This window comes from Paraburkholderia sp. BR10141, assembly GCF_056155635.1.
Window position 1 is genome coordinate 252,793 of sequence record NZ_JBMIQH010000007.1, and the last position, 15,056, is coordinate 267,848.

13 protein-coding genes are annotated in these 15,056 nt (G+C 64.8%); 10 read left to right on the forward strand and 3 right to left on the reverse strand.

All coding sequences use genetic code 11. From position 1 onward, the window contains the following. The first annotated feature begins 46 nt into the window (after positions 1 to 46). Genes ACOJB8_RS12995 through ACOJB8_RS13005 form a run of 3 tightly spaced genes read left to right on the forward strand, consistent with a single transcriptional unit; the run spans position 47 to position 2,994 of the window. Entirely contained in the window at positions 47 to 988 is a 942-nt protein-coding gene (locus ACOJB8_RS12995) for a carbohydrate ABC transporter permease (RefSeq protein ID WP_069262716.1), read from the forward strand. Beyond that, positions 978 to 1,835, forward strand: a complete 858-nt coding sequence (locus ACOJB8_RS13000) for a carbohydrate ABC transporter permease (protein ID WP_176732845.1) — start codon at positions 978 to 980, stop codon at positions 1,833 to 1,835. The genes ACOJB8_RS12995 and ACOJB8_RS13000 overlap by 11 nt, the downstream gene beginning before the upstream one ends. 40 nt (positions 1,836 to 1,875) lie before the next feature. After that, positions 1,876 to 2,994, forward strand: coding sequence for an ABC transporter ATP-binding protein (locus ACOJB8_RS13005; RefSeq protein ID WP_069262714.1), 1,119 nt, complete (start codon positions 1,876 to 1,878; stop codon positions 2,992 to 2,994). 98 nt (positions 2,995 to 3,092) lie between these two features. On the opposite strand, the gene ACOJB8_RS13010 is transcribed toward ACOJB8_RS13005, so the two are convergent. Together ACOJB8_RS13010 and trxB are read right to left on the reverse strand one after the other, a co-directional pair. Continuing rightward, on the reverse strand, positions 3,093 to 3,869 hold the full coding sequence (locus ACOJB8_RS13010) for a Smr/MutS family protein (RefSeq protein WP_069262713.1): 777 nt from the start codon (positions 3,867 to 3,869) through the stop codon (positions 3,093 to 3,095). 35 nt (positions 3,870 to 3,904) lie between these two features. Then, on the reverse strand, positions 3,905 to 4,900 hold the full coding sequence (gene trxB, locus ACOJB8_RS13015; RefSeq protein ID WP_475012805.1) for a thioredoxin-disulfide reductase: 996 nt from the start codon (positions 4,898 to 4,900) through the stop codon (positions 3,905 to 3,907). Positions 4,901 to 5,308: 408 nt separating this feature from the next. On the opposite strand from trxB, the gene ACOJB8_RS13020 reads away from it, so the two are divergent. Together ACOJB8_RS13020 and lolA are read left to right on the forward strand one after the other, a co-directional pair. Further along, positions 5,309 to 7,630 (forward strand): DNA translocase FtsK, encoded by a 2,322-nt coding sequence (locus ACOJB8_RS13020; protein ID WP_069262711.1) that lies wholly within the window; start codon positions 5,309 to 5,311, stop codon positions 7,628 to 7,630. 90 nt (positions 7,631 to 7,720) lie between these two features. Then, the gene (gene lolA, locus ACOJB8_RS13025; RefSeq protein ID WP_342948531.1) at positions 7,721 to 8,428 is read left to right on the forward strand and encodes an outer membrane lipoprotein chaperone LolA; all 708 of its coding nucleotides are present in this window, start codon (positions 7,721 to 7,723) and stop codon (positions 8,426 to 8,428) included. A 78-nt stretch (positions 8,429 to 8,506) separates the two neighbouring features. Here the strand turns inward: lolA and ACOJB8_RS13030 are convergent, their stop codons facing one another. Next, the gene (locus ACOJB8_RS13030) at positions 8,507 to 9,577 is read right to left on the reverse strand and encodes an MBL fold metallo-hydrolase (protein ID WP_368728517.1); all 1,071 of its coding nucleotides are present in this window, start codon (positions 9,575 to 9,577) and stop codon (positions 8,507 to 8,509) included. Positions 9,578 to 9,806: 229 nt separating this feature from the next. On the opposite strand from ACOJB8_RS13030, the gene ACOJB8_RS13035 reads away from it, so the two are divergent. The 5 genes from ACOJB8_RS13035 to ACOJB8_RS13055 all read left to right on the forward strand — a co-directional run bounded on the left by ACOJB8_RS13035 (position 9,807) and on the right by ACOJB8_RS13055 (position 14,587). Further along, positions 9,807 to 10,235, forward strand: coding sequence for a MerR family transcriptional regulator (locus ACOJB8_RS13035; protein ID WP_342948533.1), 429 nt, complete (start codon positions 9,807 to 9,809; stop codon positions 10,233 to 10,235). A 25-nt stretch (positions 10,236 to 10,260) separates the two neighbouring features. Then, positions 10,261 to 12,063 (forward strand): bifunctional isocitrate dehydrogenase kinase/phosphatase, encoded by a 1,803-nt coding sequence (gene aceK / locus ACOJB8_RS13040; protein WP_368728520.1) that lies wholly within the window; start codon positions 10,261 to 10,263, stop codon positions 12,061 to 12,063. A gap of 51 nt (positions 12,064 to 12,114) precedes the next feature. Next, positions 12,115 to 13,311 (forward strand): acetyl-CoA C-acetyltransferase, encoded by a 1,197-nt coding sequence (locus ACOJB8_RS13045; RefSeq protein ID WP_368682177.1) that lies wholly within the window; start codon positions 12,115 to 12,117, stop codon positions 13,309 to 13,311. 80 nt (positions 13,312 to 13,391) lie between these two features. Then, a complete protein-coding gene (locus ACOJB8_RS13050) occupies positions 13,392 to 14,069 on the forward strand; it encodes an SDR family oxidoreductase (RefSeq protein WP_069262706.1) in 678 nt (225 codons plus the stop codon). 53 nt (positions 14,070 to 14,122) lie between these two features. Continuing rightward, the gene (locus tag ACOJB8_RS13055) at positions 14,123 to 14,587 is read left to right on the forward strand and encodes a YchJ family protein (RefSeq protein ID WP_368728516.1); all 465 of its coding nucleotides are present in this window, start codon (positions 14,123 to 14,125) and stop codon (positions 14,585 to 14,587) included. The last annotated feature ends 469 nt before the right edge of the window (positions 14,588 to 15,056 follow it).

Here is a 15,056-nt window from a genome sequence, read left to right on the forward strand (position 1 = left end):
CATCATCGTGCGAAAGCGGTTTTCGCACCGTACCAGGAGTTGCGCAGTGACTGCTTCTCTTAGCGGCAACGGCAAGGCGGCCACGCCTGCTACCCGCCGCGCGTCGCCCATGGCGGCGCTCGCAGACCGCTGGATCCCGAAGCTGGTGCTTTCGCCCAGCATTCTGATCAGCCTCGTATTCGTCTACGGCTTCATTCTCATTACCGGGTATCTGTCGCTCTCGACCTCGCGACTGATGCCGCGCTATGAATTCGCGGGTCTCGACCGCTATCGCGAGCTGTTCGCGAACGACGTCTGGTGGACGTCGGCGCAGAACCTCGGATGGTTCGGCATCCCGTTCATCGCGATCTGCGTAGGGCTCGGGCTGTTCCTCGCGATCCTGCTCGACCAGCAGATTCGTCAGGAAGGCGCGCTGCGCGCGGTGTTCCTCTATCCGATGGCGCTCTCGTACATCGTGACGGGCACGGCATGGCAGTGGATCTTCAATCCGGACCTCGGCATTCAGCAGGTGATGCACAGCATCGGCTGGACGAGCTTCCACATCGACTGGCTCAACGACCCGGACAAGGCCATTTTCTGTATCGTGGTCGCCGCCGTGTGGCAATCCACGGGCTTTTGCATGGCGCTGTTCCTCGCCGGTCTGCGCGGTGTCGATAGCGAAATCTTCAAGGCGGCCCAGGTGGACGGCGCGACGCTGCCCACGATCTACCGGAAGATCGTGATTCCAAGCATGCGTCCGGTGTTTTTCTCCGTGCTGCTGATCCTGTGCCACATCACGATCAAGACGTTCGACCTCGTCGTCGCCTTGACGGCCGGTGGTCCGGGCACGTCGTCGTCGCTGCCGGCCATCTTCATGTACACGTTTTCGTTCAACCGCGGGCAGCTCGGCGTCGGCGCAGCTTCGTCGATGATGATGCTCGCCACGGTCGTGGCCGTGCTCGTGCCGCTCATGTATCTGGAATCGAGGAGCACGCGCAATGCAGCCTAAGATGAACGTGAGCCGCGTGGTCATCTATGCGGCGCTGATCCTGTTCGCGTTGTACTTCCTGTTCCCGCTCTACGTGATGCTGTCGACGTCGTTCAAGTCGCTCGACCAGATTCACACGGGCACCATGCTCTCGCTGCCCACGAGCCCGACCTTCGCGCCGTGGATCAAGGCGTGGAGCGAAGCGTGTACCGGCGTTCGCTGTGACGGCATGCAGCCGTTCTTCATGAACTCGGTGAAGATGGTGATTCCGGCCGTGCTGATCTCGTCGATCATCGGCGCGTTCAACGGCTACGTGCTCACGCACTGGCGCTTTCGCGGCGCGGACGCGCTCTTCACGATGCTGCTGGTGGGCTGCTTCATCCCGTTCCAGGCCATCCTGTTGCCGATGGCGCGTCTCGAAGGCTTCCTCGGCCTGTCGAACACGATCGGCGGTCTGGTGCTGGTGCACGTCGTGTACGGCATTGCGTTCACCACGATGTTCTTCCGCAACTTCTACGTGAGCGTGCCCGCTGAACTCGTGAAGGCCGCGCGCATCGACGGCGCCGGTTTCTTCATGATCTTCACGCGCATCATGCTGCCGATCTCGCTGCCCATCTTCATGGTGTGCCTGATCTGGCAATTCACGCAGATCTGGAATGACTTCCTGTTCGGTATCGTGTTCTCGGGCGTCGATTCGATGCCGATCACGGTGGCGCTGAACAATCTCGTGAACACGTCCACGGGCGTGAAGGAATACAACGTCGACATGGCCGGCGCGATCATCGCCGCGCTGCCCACGCTGCTCGTCTACGTAATCGCCGGCCGCTACTTCGTGCGTGGCCTCACGGCGGGCGCGGTGAAGGGCTAACTGCGCGACAGAACGCGCATTCGATTAAAGGATTCATAGCATGGCAAGCCTTTCCATTCGCGACGTCTACAAGACCTACCCGAACGGGGTGCCCGTCCTCAAGGGCGTCAACATCGACATCGAAGACGGCCAGTTCCTGATTCTGGTCGGCGGCTCGGGCTGCGGGAAGTCGACGCTGCTCAACATGATCGCGGGTCTCGAAACCGTGACCAAGGGCGAGATCATGATGGACGGCAAGGTGGTGAACAACCTCTCGCCGAAGGATCGCGATATCGCGATGGTGTTCCAGTCGTACGCGCTCTATCCGTCGATGACGGTGCGCGAGAACATCTCGTTCGGCCTGAACATCCGCAAGGTGCCGAAGGCCGAGCAGACCCAGATCGTCGACCGCGTGTCGAGCATGCTGCAGATCCAGCATCTGCTCGACCGCAAGCCGGGCCAGCTTTCGGGCGGCCAACGTCAGCGCGTCGCCATGGGCCGCGCACTGGCGCGCGATCCGATCATGTTCCTGTTCGACGAACCGCTCTCGAACCTCGACGCCAAGCTGCGTATCGAGATGCGTTCGGAAATCAAGCTGCTGCATCAGCGCGTGGGCAAGACCATCGTCTACGTGACGCACGACCAGATCGAGGCAATGACGCTCGGCGACCGCATCGCGGTCATGAAGGACGGCATCGTGCAGCAGTTCGGCGCGCCGCAGGACATCTACGACTCGCCGTCGAACCTGTTCGTCGCGGGCTTCATCGGCGCGCCGCCGATGAACTTCATCGAAGGCAAGCTGGTGGAGCAGGGTTCGGGCATCGGCATCGAGCTCGACACGGGCGTGGCGCGCAACGTGCTGAACCTGCCGTTCGACGCGAACAAGGTGCGCGGCCATATCGGCCAGAATGTGGTGCTGGGCCTGCGCCCCGAGCGCATCACCGACGCGCGCAGCTCGCACGACGGCCACGGCCACGAACTGCAGCGCCACGCGGTGCAGGTCGATGTGATCGAGCCGACTGGTCCGGACACGCTCGTGTTCGCGCAGGTCAACGGCAAGCGCATCGTGAGCCGCGTGCACCCGGGCGCGAATCCGCAGCCGCTCAACAACATGGATCTGCTGTTCGACGTTTCGAAGGCCGTGCTGTTCGACCCGAAGACGGAAGCACGTATCGCCTGATCTTCGTTCACCGGTTTGTCCGGCGCGATAAAAAACCCCGTTCGCTGCGCAAGCAGCAACGGGGTTTTTTCGTATCGGCGCGACGATGACGGGTTCGGTCAGGGCGCGTGTGTATGATGCTGCCCGTGTCCGACCGGGTGCGGCTGCAACAGCACGAGCACGGCGCCCGCGCCGCCGTCGTGCGGCCGCGCCTGGCAGAACGCGATGACTTCTTCCTTTTGCACGAGCCACGCGCGCACCTTGCCCTTGAGCACGGGCTCCTTGCCGACGGAACCGAGGCCCTTGCCGTGGATCACGCGCACGCAGCGCAGCCCGCGCTTGCCCGCTTCACGGATGAAGTCCTGTAGCGCCTCGCGCGCTTGCTCGCGGCGCATGCCGTGCAGGTCGAGTTGCGCCTGCACGATCCACGTGCCGCGCCGCAGCTTCTTGACGACTTCCTCGCTCACGCCGGGGCGGTGATAGTAGAGCGAGTCGTCGGTGTCGAGAAACGCTTCCGGGTCGAATTCGTCGGAGATCGCTTCGTGCAGCACGGCCTGCTCGTCGAGCCGCGTTTGCAGCGGCAACGGCACGGGTGCTGCCCGGCGCGGCTGCGCGCGCGCGGGCTGCTTGAGCGGCGCGATCTGGCCGATCTCGCGGCGAAAGAGATCACTGTCGGCGGCGGCTTCGACACGCGCCGCCTGCGCGGCCACGCGTTCGCGCTCGCGCTGGCGGGTTTGCACCTTGAGCGCGTCGCGCAGGCTGCCGAGGCCGGCGAAGCCAGAAGCCGTCTTGCCTGGCGTGGCTTCTTCCGTTGCGGGAGCCGGCGTGGGCGCTGGAGCCTGGCGAGCCGGGGCGGGGCGCCTGGGCTCGCCCGGGTGGGGCACGTTCTTGGGCATGACGAAAAACGCTGGGTGAAGCCCGCTCGTCCGGCTCAGCGGTCGGCTTCGGCGCTCATCACGTGCGCCTGGCCCAGCTCGTTGACGGTCTCGAGGTAGCGCTGCGCGTCGAGTGCGGCCATACAGCCCGTACCCGCGCTCGTGATCGCCTGGCGATAGACGTGATCCTGCACGTCGCCGGCCGCGAACACGCCCGGCACGCTCGTACCGGTAGCATTGCCGTTCAGGCCGCCGTTCGTGATGATGTAGCCGTTCTTCATCTCGAGCTGGCCTTCGAAGATGTCCGTGTTCGGCTTGTGGCCGATCGCAACGAACAGACCCTGCAGGTCGAGCTCGGTGGTCACGCCCGTCTTCACGTTCTTGATGCGCAGGCCGTTTACGCCGCCTTCGTTGCCCTTGACTTCGTCGAGCACGTGGTCCCACTTGATGTCGACCACGCCTTCCTTTTCCTTTTCCAGCAGGCGGTCGATCAGGATCGGCTCGGCGCGGAACTTGTCGCGGCGGTGAATGACCGTGACCTTCTTCGCGATGCCCGAGAGGTAGAGCGCTTCTTCGACGGCCGTGTTGCCGCCGCCGATCACGGCGACGTGCTGGTTGCGGTAGAAGAAGCCGTCGCAGGTCGCGCACGCCGAGACGCCGCGGCCCATGTACAGCTCTTCGCTCGGCAGGCCGAGGTATTGCGCCGACGCGCCGGTCGCGATGATGAGCGAGTCACAGGTGTACTCGGCCGAATCGCCGATCAGGCGGATGGGCTTTTCGTCGAGCCTGGCCGTATGGATGTGATCGAACACGATTTCCGTATTGAAGCGCTCGGCATGCTCGAGGAAACGCTGCATCAGTTCGGGGCCTTGCACGCCGTTCGGGTCTGCGGGCCAGTTTTCGACGTCGGTCGTCGTCATGAGCTGGCCGCCTTGGGCCAGGCCGGTGACGAGCAGCGGCGACAGGTTCGCGCGCGCCGCATAGACGGCGGCCGTGTAGCCGGCGGGGCCGGAACCGAGAATCAGGACTTTGGCGTGTTTGGTTGCAGACATGATCGAATTCCGTAGAAAGACGCTGCGTGGCGCGTAAGGTCGGGCGCCCGGCGAGGGCCGCCCGGCATTGCGGCGGGGCTCACGCATGTAATTGGGCATCAGCCGGCAATTATAAAGGCGGGGGACGTTCGCCGCTCGATGAAGCTTCCTCATCGGCGCGATAGCCTGAGCGTCGCGGGCGGGGCGCGCAGTGCGGATCGGCGGGTGCGATGCGGCCGGACGTCGCTTTGTGGCGCGCCCGCAGCGTTGTCAGTTACCGTCATTTACAGCGAGGGGCCGCCGGGGCCGAAACAACGCGTTTACAATAGGCCCGATCGGACGACGGCGGCCGCGCCCGTCTGCCCGGGGTTTCGGGCATACGGAAGGACTGGCGGACCGCAAACGCATCAAGAATCAGCCCAGGATTCAATGGCCAAAGCTCCCTTTTCCGCGCAGGCGCAGGCATTGCCTCACCGCATGTCGCGCCTTTTCACCGAAATTCGCTGGATTCTGCAGGTCGCGCTAGGCGTATTCCTGCTGATGGCGCTCATCAGTTACAGCCGCCACGACCCGAGCTGGACGCACGCGGCCCAGGTCGACCACATCTCGAACTGGGCGGGGCGCGTCGGCGCGCGCGTCTCGGACATCCTGCTGCTGCTGTTCGGCCTGTCCGCCTACTGGTGGATCGTGCTGCTCGGGCGCCTCATCTCGGCAAACTACCAGCGCATCACGCGCCACGAAGCGATTGCCGACGATGACGAGGACAAGCCGCGCGATATCAGCTGGGTCGCCGAAGCCTTGTCGTTCGTGCTCGTCATGCTGTCGAGCTGCGGCATCGAAGCGCTGCGCATGTGGTCGCTCAAGGTGCAACTGCCCCAGACGCCCGGCGGCGTGGTGGGCGGCGCGGTGGCGCGCGGCGTTTCACACGCGCTCGGCTTCACGGGCGGTACGCTCGCGCTGCTGCTCGGGCTCGCGATCGGTCTTTCACTCTACTTCCGCTTTTCGTGGCTTTCGGTCGCCGAAAAGGTCGGCGAATACATCATCAACGCCGTGACCATGGCGAGGCTGCGCCGCGAGGCGGGCCGCGACCGCAAGCTCGGCGAAGCGGCGGCCGTCAAGCGCGAAGGCAAGGTCGAGCGTGGCCGCGTGAAGATCGAGGAACACGAGCCGGTTACGATCGTGCCGCCGGTGGTCACGCCGCAGCGCTCCGAGCGCGTCGAGAAAGAGCGTCAGGTGCCGCTCTTCAAGGATCTGCCGGGCGATTCAACATTGCCGGCGATCTCGCTGCTCGACCCGGCTTCGGCCACCCAGGAAACCATCTCCGACGACACGCTCGAATTCACCTCGCGCCTGATCGAGAAGAAGCTCAAGGACTTCGGCGTGGACGTCGCCGTGGTGGCCGCGTATCCGGGCCCGGTCGTCACGCGCTACGAGATCGAGCCGGCCACGGGCGTGAAGGGCAGCCAGATCGTGGGCCTCGCGAAGGATCTCGCGCGTTCGCTCTCGCTCGTCTCGATCCGTGTGGTGGAAACGATTCCGGGCAAGAATTTCATGGCGCTGGAGCTGCCGAACCAGCGCCGCCAGACTGTGCGTCTTTCGGAAATCCTCGGCTCGGCGGTCTATTCCGACGCGCCTTCGGCGCTCACCATGGGCCTTGGCAAGGACATCGGCGGCAAGCCGGTATGCGCCGATCTCGCGAAGATGCCTCACCTGCTCGTGGCCGGCACGACCGGCTCGGGCAAGTCGGTGGGGATCAACGCGATGATCCTCTCGCTGCTCTACAAGGCGAGCGCCGAGCAGGTCCGCATGATCCTGATCGATCCGAAGATGCTCGAAATGAGCGTCTACGAGGGCATTCCGCATCTGCTCTGCCCGGTCGTGACCGACATGCGTCAGGCCGGCAACGCGCTGAACTGGACCGTGGCCGAGATGGAGCGCCGCTACAAGCTCATGAGCAAGCTGGGCGTGCGCAATCTCGCGGGCTACAACAACAAGATCGAAGAGGCGAACAAGCGCGAGGAGAAGATCCCGAACCCGTTCAGCCTCACGCCGGACGATCCGGAACCGTGCCAGAAGCTGCCGCATATCGTGGTCGTGATCGACGAACTCGCCGACCTCATGATGGTGGTCGGCAAGAAGGTCGAGGAGCTGATCGCACGTATCGCGCAGAAGGCGCGCGCCGCCGGCATCCACCTGATTCTCGCGACGCAGCGGCCTTCGGTGGACGTCATCACCGGCCTCATCAAGGCCAACGTGCCGACGCGCATTGCGTTCCAGGTCTCCTCGAAGATCGACTCGCGCACGATTCTCGACCAGATGGGCGCCGAGTCGCTGCTGGGCATGGGCGACATGCTCTACCTGCCGCCGGGCACGGGTCTGCCCGTGCGCGTGCACGGCGCGTTCGTCGCCGACGACGAGGTGCACCGCGTCGTCGAGAAGCTCAAGGAGCAGGGCGAGCCGAACTATATCGAGGGCATTCTCGAAGGCGGGGTGGGCGGCGAAGGCGACGAGGGCACCGCTGCGGGAACCAGCGGCACTGGCGACGAGTCCGATCCACTGTATGACCAGGCCGTCGAAGTGGTCATCAAGAATCGCCGCGCGTCGATTTCGCTCGTGCAGCGGCACTTGCGCATCGGCTACAACCGCGCGGCGCGGCTGCTCGAACAGATGGAGCAGTCGGGGCTCGTTTCGGCGATGTCGTCGAGCGGCAACCGCGAGATCCTCGTGCCCAACCGCGGCGACGCCGAATAAGCCATGCCAGGCCGCCGCGCGCCTTGGCAACGGCCCGGCAGCGGCTGCGGCAACCCGACGGCCAAAGACACACCTCTTGGAGAACGATAGATGCAGTATCCGGCTGGACTTCCGACCCGCTTTGCGCGCGCAGCGCGCCGCGCGCTCTTCGTTGCGCTTGGCGCGTCGGTCCTGATGGTCTCGCAGGCGTATGCGAGCGGCACCGATCAACTGAAGCAGTTCGTCTCACAGGTCCATTCCGCGCGCGGCAGTTTCGTGCAGCGGGAACTCAAGGCGCCCTCGGGCGCGAAGAACGCCAGCGACGCCATTGCCACGGCCACGATGAACGCCAAGACTTCGAGCGGCACATTCGTGTTCGCGCGGCCCGGCAAGTTCATCTGGTCGTATGAGAAGCCGTATCAGCAGGTGCTGCAGTCGGACGGCGACAACCTCTACGTCTATGACAAGGACCTGAACCAGGTGACCGAGCGCAAGCTCGGCGGCGCGCTCGGCGCGAGCCCGGCGGCGATCCTGTTCGGCAGCAACGATCTCGACAAGAACTTCACGCTCTCCGACGCGGGCGTGAAGAACGGCATCGACTGGCTGGAGCTGATTCCGAAGTCGAAGGACACGCAGTTCAAGAGCGTGGGCATCGGCTTTCGCGACGGCAACCTCGAAGCCATGGAGCTGCACGACGTGTTCGGCAACGTGACGCTGCTCACGTTCTCCAACATCGAGAAGAACCCGACGCTGCCGGCTTCGACCTTCAAGTTCGTGCGGCCGCCAGGCGCCGATCTGATCACGGGCGGCTCGAACTAAAGCCGTTCACCTCACGCACCACGTAAAAACGGGCGGCTCTTTGCAGGCCGCCCGTTTTTCTTTGTGCGCAGCGGTTTGTCAGGCCGTGAAGCGGATCACGCCGTCCGCGCCGGTCGTGCGCGTGACTTTGCCTTCGAGCCACAGCAGGTTCAGGTGCGCGAGCGCTTCGCCCATCGCGAAAGTCATCTGGTGGATGTCGAGCTCGCGCTTGAACATCATCGGCACGATGTCGGCGGCGCTTTGCGGCGCTCGCCCGCACGCTTCGATCACTTCGGCAAGACGCGCGTCATGGTGCGCGCGCAACTGCGCGATGCGCGTGCGCACGCCGCGAAACGGCTTGCCGTGCGAGGGCAGCACGAGCGTGTTCTCGGGCAGCGTTTCGTAGCGACCGAGCGATTCGAGGTAGAGGCCGAGCGGATTGCCTTCCGGCTCCATGTCGAACACGGAGACGTTGGTCGAGATGCGCGGCAGCACCATGTCGCCGGAGATCAGCACGCCGGTTGCTTCGCAGAACAGCGCGCAATGCTCGGGCGAGTGGCCGTAGCCTGTGATGACGCGCCAGTCGCGGCCGCCGATCGCCACCGTATCGGCTTCGCGCAGGCGGCGGTACTGCGTGGGGAGCGCTGGCACGAGGCTGCCGTAGTAGCCGCGGCGGTTGCGCAGCTTGTCGAGCGAGGCTTCGTCCTTAAGCCCGTGACGCGCGAAATGACGCGCGGCGCCTTCGCCGCCCGCGTTCGAGCCGTCGCCGGCCGCCATCACGCGGGCCTGCATATATTCGCCGAGCGTGGTCCACAGGCGCACGTCCCAGCGTGCTTTGTCTCCGCCCGCGCAGATCCAGTGTGCAAGGCCGATATGGTCGGGGTGGCAATGCGTGACGAGCACGCGCAGCACCGGCAGGTCTTCCAGCTGGTTCTCGAACACGGCTTCCCAGCGGGCCTTGATGGTGTCGTTGGTGATGCCGCAGTCCACCACAGTCCAGCCTTGCTGGCCGTCGATCTCGTCGCGCAGCAGCCAGAGGTTGATGTGGTCGAGCGCGAACGGCAGCGGCATGCGCAGCCATTTCACGCCGGGCGCGACGTCGAAGGCGAGGCCGGGCTCCGGCAGGGTGTCGGCGTAGGGATAGTCGAGCTGGTGTTCGAGGGCGTTCATTGGGGGTGTCTTCTCTTGTCGACCAGAGTTAGCGCTTACTCTGGTCCCATGTAAAACGGTCGACCAGAGTTAGCGCTTGAGCACCGACTCCGGCCCCATGCAAAGCGCGTCTTGCGCGTCGCTCCTGCCGGTTGCGTAACCGCGTACTTGACGATAACGTAAACGTCGATTCTATCGTCCCTCGCGCTGTCGTGCAGACAACAGCCGGGCCAGCCGCCTTTCGCACACCATGACGACCCAGTACACGATTACCGAACTCGCCCGGGAATTCGACGTAACGCCGCGCGCGATCCGTTTCTACGAGGACCAGGGCCTTCTGGCACCCAGCCGGGAAGGCGCGGGTGGCCTGAAGCGCGTCTTTTCGGGGCGCGATCGCACGCGGCTGAAGCTGACGCTGCGCGGCAAGCGCCTCGGCTTCACGCTCTCGGAGATCCGCACGCTGCTCGACCTCTACGAGTCGCCGACCGACACGCTCCCGCAACTCCAGGCGTTCCTCGACACCGTGGTGCATCACCGCGAGATACTCGAGCGCCAGCGCGCGGACCTCGACGCGACGCTCGAAGACCTCGCGCAGTACGAGTCCCAGGCGCGCGCGCTGCTCGACAGGAATGTGGCGCACGAAAGCGACGCTCCCGCCGCCGCTCGCGCGAAACCCTGACGCCCGCGCAACGGGCATGGCCGCCATGAAACACTTCCCGAAACTGCTTTCTTCGCAGATCGGCTTCGATGTCGCGCAGACCATGCTCGACGGCTTCAACCGTCACTACCACAACTTCTGCGACGCGGCGGCGAGGGCGCGGACGTTCTTCGAGGCCGCCGACTGGCGCGCCCTGCAGCAGCTTGCGCGCGAGCGCATCGCCTCTTACGACGATCGCGTGAAGGAATGCGTGGTCGCGCTCGAAGACGAATACGGTGCCGAGAGCATCGACGACGAGGTGTGGCAGCAGATCAAGCTGCACTACATCGGCCTGCTCACGACGCACCGGCAGCCCGAATGCGCGGAGACGTTCTTCAACTCCGTGTGCTGCAAGATCCTGCATCGCTCGTACTTCAACAACGATTTCATCTTCGTGCGGCCCGCCATCTCGACCGAATACATCGAGAACGACGAGCCCGCCGCGAAGCCCACTTACCGCGCGTACTATCCGGGCAAGGACGGCGTCGCGGCGACGCTCGAGCGCATCGTCACGAACTTCCAGCTGCAGACGCCGTTCGAGGATCTCGGGCGCGACGTCGACTGCATCATGCAGACGATGCTCGACTCCTTTGGTGTGGTCGAGCCCAAGCCGAACTTCCAGATTCACGTGCTGTCGTCGCTGTTTTTCCGGCACAAAGGCGCGTATATCGTCGGGCGCATCATCAACGGCGATCTGCTCGCGCCGTTCGTCGTGCCGATCCGTCATGTGGAGTCGGGCAAGCTTGCACTGGACACGGTGCTGCTGCGCACGGAGCAGCTGCTCATCCTCTTCAGCTTCTCGCACTCGTACTTTCTGGTGGACATGGAAGTGCCGTCTGCCTATGTCGAGTTTCTGCGCACCATCATGCCGCGCAAGGCCAAGGGCGAAATCTACACGTCGCTCGGGTTGCAGAAGCAGGGCAAGAACCTGTTCTATCGCGACTTGCTGCACCACCTCTCGCATTCGAGCGACCAGTTCATCGTCGCGCCCGGCATCCGCGGCATGGTGATGATCGTGTTCACGCTGCCTTCGTATCCGTATGTGTTCAAGGTCATCAAGGACAGCTTTCCCGCGCCGAAAGAGACTACGCGCGAGCAGGTCGAAGCGAAGTATCAGCTCGTGAAGCGCCACGACCGGCTTGGGCGCCTTGCCGACACGCTGGAATATTCGAGCGTGGCGCTGCCCATCGCGCGGCTCGACCACGCGCTCGTGCGTGAGCTGCAGACGCTGGCGCCCTCGATGCTCGAGTACGAGGGCGATAACCTCGTGATCCGTCACGTCTACATCGAGCGGCGCATGGTGCCGCTCAATCTCTATCTGCAGAACGGCAGCGACGCGGAAGTCGAGCATGGCATTCGCGAATACGGCAACGCGATCAAGGACCTGCTGCGCGCGAACATCTTTCCGGGCGACATGCTCTACAAGAATTTCGGCGTGACGCGCAACGGCCGCGTGGTGTTTTACGACTACGACGAGATCGAATACCTCACCGACTGCAACGTGCGCGCCGTGCCGCCGCCGCGTAATGAGGAAGACGAACTATCGGGCGAGCCATGGTACCCGGTCGGCCCGCGCGACATCTTTCCGGAGACGTACGGCACATTTTTGCTCGGCGATCCGCGCGTGAAGCGCGCATTTCTCGCCCATCACGCGGACTTCTTCGAGCCCGGGCTCTGGCAGGAAAGCCGCGCGAGGCTCATCGCGGGCGAAGTGCCGGACTGCTTTCCTTACGACGCATCGATTCGTTTTAGCGTGTGTTACCCAGAACGTTTCGCGCGTGAAGACGCGCCGGTCGCGCGCGTTGCCTGAACGCGCGTGCGGCCAACAGCGAATGCAAACGGATTCATCAAGGAGCAAAACATGAGTGAGACGCAAAAGCAGGACGCCATCGTGATCGTTTCGGCGGTGCGCACGCCGATGGCGGGCTTTCAGGGTGATTTCGCGACGCTCACCGCGCCGCAGCTTGGCGCGGCGGCGATCGCGGCGGCCGTCGAGCGCGCCGGGTTGAAGCCCGAACAGGTCGACGAGGTCGTGATGGGCTGCGTGCTGCCCGCGGGGCAGGGCCAGGCGCCCGCGCGCCAGGCGGCGCTCGGCGCGGGGCTGCCGCTCGCAGCGGGTGCCACGACCGTCAACAAGATGTGCGGCTCGGGCATGCGCGCGGCGATGTTCGCGCACGACATGCTGCTGGCGGGTTCGGCCGATGTGATCGTCGCGGGCGGCATGGAGAGCATGTCGAACGCGCCTTATCTGCTGCCGAAGGCGCGCTCCGGCATGCGCATGGGCCACGGCCAGGTGCTCGACCACATGTTCCTCGACGGCCTCGAAGACGCCTATGACAAGGGCCGCCTGATGGGCACGTTCGCGGAAGAATGCGCGGGCGAGTACGACTTCTCGCGCGAGCGCCAGGACGCGTTCGCGATCGAGTCGCTCAAGCGCGCGAAACGCGCCAACGAGGACGGCTCGTTCGCATGGGAGATCGCGCCGGTGAAGGTGGCCTCGCGCGCAGGCGAAACGACCATCGAACGCGACGAGCAGCCGTTCAAGGCCAATCTCGACAAGATCCCGACGCTCAAGCCCGCGTTCAGCAAAACCGGCACGGTGACGGCGGCGAATTCGTCGTCGATTTCGGACGGCGCGGCGGCGCTCGTGATGATGCGCGAATCGACGGCGAAGCAACTCGGCCTCAAGCCGCTCGCACGCGTGACGGGCCATTCGACCTTTGCACAGCAGCCCGCGAAGTTCACGACGGCGCCGGTGGGTGCGATCAGGAAGCTGTTCGAGAAGACCGGCTGGGCGGCGGGCGACGTCGATCTCTACGAGATCAACGAGGCCTTTGCCGTGGTCACGATGGCCGCGATGAAGGAGCACGATCTGCCGCACGAGAAGGTCAACGTGAACGGCGGCGCGTGTGCGCTCGGTCACCCGATCGGCGCTTCGGGCGCACGCATTCTCGTGACGCTGATCGGCGCATTGCGCGCACGCGGCGGCAAACGCGGCGTGGCGACGTTGTGCATCGGCGGCGGAGAGGCCACGGCGATGGGCGTCGAACTGCTGTAGGCTGGCGCCAGACGAAGCGCGCCGCATTGCAAGGCGGCGCGCTGCAGCGGTTTCCATGCACGGACAAGCAAGGTGACGAGATGAAAACAGCGTTGATCGTGGGCGCGTCGCGGGGCCTGGGTTTCGAGTTCGCGCGGCAGTATGCGAAAGCCGGCTGGCGCGTGCTGGCCACGGCGCGCGGGCCCGAAGCGCTCGAAGCCCTGCGCGCAATCGGCGCGCAGACCTTCCAGCTCGATATCGCGCGGCCCGAGGAAATTGCTGCGCTCGGCTGGAAGCTCGACGGCGAACGGCTCGACGTGGCGCTCGTCGTCTGCGGCGTCTACGGCCCGCGCACCGAGGGCGTGGAGACCATCACGGCCGAAGACTTCGAATACGTGATGAACACCAACGTGCGCGGTCCGATGCAACTGATCCCCGTTCTGTTGCCGCTCGTCGACGACGCCCACGGCGTGCTCGGCGTGCTGTCGAGCCGCATGGGCAGCATTGCGGAGACCACGGGCACGACGGGCTGGCTCTATCGCGCGAGCAAGGCCGCGCTCAACGACGTGCTGAAGATCACCTCGCTGCAAACTCGCCGCGCCACCTGCGTCGCGCTGCATCCGGGCTGGGTGCGCACCGACATGGGCGGCGCGCACGCGGCGATCGACCCGGCGGTGAGCGTCGCCGGCATGCGCGAGGTGGTGGCCGAGGCGGCCGCCGCGCGCGACGTCTTCAATGGCCGCTTCTTCCAGTACGACGGCACCGAACTCGACTGGTAAAGCGCCGCCCGTCTGCGCTACGCTTGCGGCCTCTCGCAACGGAGCCTCGACCCATGAACGCTGAAACCGCGCGCGTTGTCTCGCCCGCCACCCGGCCCACCGATTGTCCTTGCGGCGGCGCTGCGCCCAACCAGAAGGCGGTCAGCAAGCCGCCGCGTTACGCGCAGTGCTGTGGCCGCTTCATCGACGCAGCGGCGATCCCCGCCACGGCGCTCGAGCTGATGCGCTCGCGCTACACGGCCTATGTGCTGGGTGAGGAGGCGTATCTGCGCTCGACGTGGGCGCCCGAAACCTGTCCCGCCGATCTCGACGTCGATCCCGCAGCCGAAGGCGCCCCGCGCTGGCTGGGTCTCGCGGTGAAGCGCCACGAACAACGCGACGACGCGCACGCGATTGTCGAATTCGTCGCGCGCTACAAAACGGGCGGCCGCGCGTTCCGGCTGCACGAGACGAGCCGCTTTACGCGCGGCGACGACGGCCGCTGGCGTTATGTTGACGGCGACGTTTCGTCGGGCTAACGAATAACTGACTGCCGGCAATATTTTCCGCAGCGAATTCCCTCGCCGGTTCGCTGACGACGCCAAAATTAATGCCTTTGCAAACAGGCGCTTACTGCAGAATCCCGCGGCTGTTGTCCGCGCGCGACGCTCACCACCCGGACCTTTTTTAAAACGCGCGCGTCCGGCGCGGGCCGAAAGTGCTTGTCCGCCTTGCCTCGTAGGGCCGCGCGAGGTTGGCATGCGTTATGCCGGGTTAGCCCTGAATTGCACAACAAATATTTGTCGTGCGAGTATCTAATCACGGTGCCCCGCACGATACGTAAGTGCATAGTGAAGAAGTTTTTTCACGTGATGCGTGTATCGACTGCAACGGGTGCTGGCGGCGGGTCTGATCGACGATAGAACTGCGCCGCGCAGGTGTTCCGATCGATGCAATTCCCCGTTACGGGTACACGCCCGCTCCTGGCGTCGCGGCCAGGCGCAACGG